Origin of the sequence: Helicobacter labetoulli (genome assembly GCF_003670275.1) — a bacterium.
In the GTDB taxonomy this organism is placed as follows: domain Bacteria; phylum Campylobacterota; class Campylobacteria; order Campylobacterales; family Helicobacteraceae; genus Helicobacter_C; species Helicobacter_C labetoulli.
In genome coordinates, this window is the sequence record NZ_QXJF01000009.1 from 112086 (window position 1) to 114593 (window position 2508).

2 protein-coding genes are annotated in these 2508 nt (G+C 39.6%); both read right to left on the reverse strand.

Features of this window, described 5'->3' with window-relative positions; genetic code table 11:
* Window positions 1-154 precede the first annotated feature (154 nt).
* A complete protein-coding gene (locus EBF12_RS06155; protein ID WP_121726863.1) occupies window positions 155-910 on the reverse strand; it encodes an acylneuraminate cytidylyltransferase family protein in 756 nt (251 codons plus the stop codon).
* A partial coding sequence (locus EBF12_RS06160) for a Gfo/Idh/MocA family protein (protein ID WP_121726879.1) occupies window positions 910-2508 on the reverse strand: 1599 nt, incomplete at its 5' end. The genes EBF12_RS06160 and EBF12_RS06155, both read right to left, overlap by 1 nt.

Genomic DNA, 2508 nt, shown 5'->3' on the forward strand with positions numbered 1-2508 from the left:
TCTAATTCCCCTTTGTTTATAGCATCTAAAAGCAAAGATTCTAAAGCTTTTTGCTGTTCTGTTTTATTGATAGATTTAGCAAAGTAGTTTTTTGTGCTTTGCTTATCCATTTGTGCGGCTTGCAAGTAATTGTCTTTTGTAATTTTGTGTTCTCTCATAATCTTTCCTTGTATCGTTGTGCCATAGCTTCCACCATAGCAAAGTCATCAATATCATCAACCTCTAAGCTCTGCCATTTAGGCATTTCAAAGCCAAGTGTGAGATGATGATAAAAGCCTTTGTGTTCTAAAAATGCCTCTATGCTGCTGATATACAAGCTCCCTTCAAAAAAATACACAGGCTTAATTTCTTGCCGCCTTAAAGGTTTAAAATCCATATTTTCATACGGACGGATAAAACCATTTTCAAGCTTTACTAGAAAGGCTGGATTTGCCCCCTCTGTGAGAGAGATACCCACAATTGATTGAGCTTGTGAGTGGGCTTTAGATTCTAGCTTGTGTGCTATAAGCTCTTGTATAGCTCTATCTATGTCGCCTAGAGCTTGAAAGGTATTTTTCACCCTTAATGGGCTTGTCGGCTCTAAAAGCACCACATAATCGTAAGTCTTTCCCAAAGATTCTTTATAGAATCTAATACAATGCTCTAATACATCAAAAGTCGTAGTAGTATCACTACTTAAAGATTCAGGTCTTAAAAAAGGAACATTAGCTCCATAAGACTTAGCAATATCTGCATACACATTAGAATCTGTGCTTACTACCACTTCATCAATATAAGCAGAATCTAAAGCAGATTCTATACTCCACGCTAAAAGTGGTTTCCCACATAAAAGCTTGATATTTTTATCAGGCAATCCCTTACTTCCACTCCGTGCGGGAATAATGGCTAAAAATGTATATCCTTGATACATTAGGCAACCAATCTGCCAAGAGAGGCTCTATCTTGCAATGAGATGGAATCAAAACAGCATAGGTTAAAATATTTTGTGGTGGCGAATGAGCCTTGTGGATGATAAGATTCATCTACTGCCCCCCCCCCGTTTAATTGCCTACCTAAATGATTGCTTGAAGATTCTATTTGCTCTAAAAGTAAGAGAATCTCATAATCTTGTGCAAGTGAGTTTGGAAAAAGGGCGGGATTATTTTGCTTGATGGCATTAAGGAATGTTGTCATCTCCTCAATATATGGCTCTTCAGGGTTTATGTATTGTGCTTCAATCGTGCCTTCATCAAAATGCGTATGCTCCCAATCGCTCATATCGGTATTGATGAAGCTAAGAATATTTGAATCTTGGCTGTATTTGATGATACCTTTTGTCCCTAAGATTCTAAGCTCTCTTGTGGCTTTTGGTGCGGAGATCACTTCAATGCTAAGATTGAGTAACGCACCGCTTTGGAATTGTAAAAGGCAGTGATACATATCATCAATGGGTGCATTCATATCGGTGAGTTTGCCATACATTCCACCTATGGCACGAGCCTTGCCAAAGATAGCACATAGCCAAGTCAGCTCAAAAGGCACAATCTCTCTCCCGCCACCTGTATCTGTGCGACTGACATAATAATCTTGTATATCCTCCCACGGATGCCAATCAGGTAGATATTGCCCCGTGTGGTAATTGATATTAAGAATCTCGCCTATGGCGTGAGAATCTACTAGTTGTTTGATACGCTTCACCATTGGCGTGTGATACATCGTGCTGCTAGGTAGTATGAGCGTGTTTTGATTTGCCCTTTGAGAAAGAGCTAGGATTTTCTCTTTTTCCACTACAGAGGCTTCTATAAAGCAGTGGATATTGTTTTCTGCGGCAATTTTGGCATATTGCATATGGATATGCGGAGGTGTGGAGTTGATAAAAATATCTATCTTGTGAGCTTGCATAGTCTCTTGCAATGAGCTAAAAGTGCTTATGCTATATTTTTGCTCCGCTTCCTTGCGTCTATCCTCGCGTATATCAAAGCCTAAGATTCTATCCTTTAGTCCTAGTGCGATTAAGTTTCGCACGCGTCTTTTTCCCATTGAGCCTAGCCCAATAACTAAGATTTTGTTTTGCATTGTTGTCTCCTTGTGTTGAATTGGATAAAAATGTTTCATCATTGCCTCTATGCAGAGAAAGTCGCATAGGTCATCAACTTCGTAGCATTGATGAGGCAAGATTGTGTAAAAGGTGCAGTTTTGCGTGTAGAATGTCTGCTCTTGCAAAAGGGCGGTAGTTTTAGCAATATAGGCTACGCCATAGGGGAAGTAAAGGGTTTCATTATCTTGTCGGCGTGTCGTTTTAGGGAGGTTTGGCATAAAGGTGTGGAGGCGATTGTTTGTAATCTTTTTTAAAATAGCTGGGTGTTCTTTAACCTCGCCGATACTTGAGATAGAATCTACCCCATCTTTGACAAGCTTTTCTATCATTGCATCTATATCGCCTTTCTCTCGCAATGGGCTTGTCGGCTCTAAAAGCACCACATAATCGTAAGTCTTTCCCAAAGATTCTTTATAGAATCTAATACAATG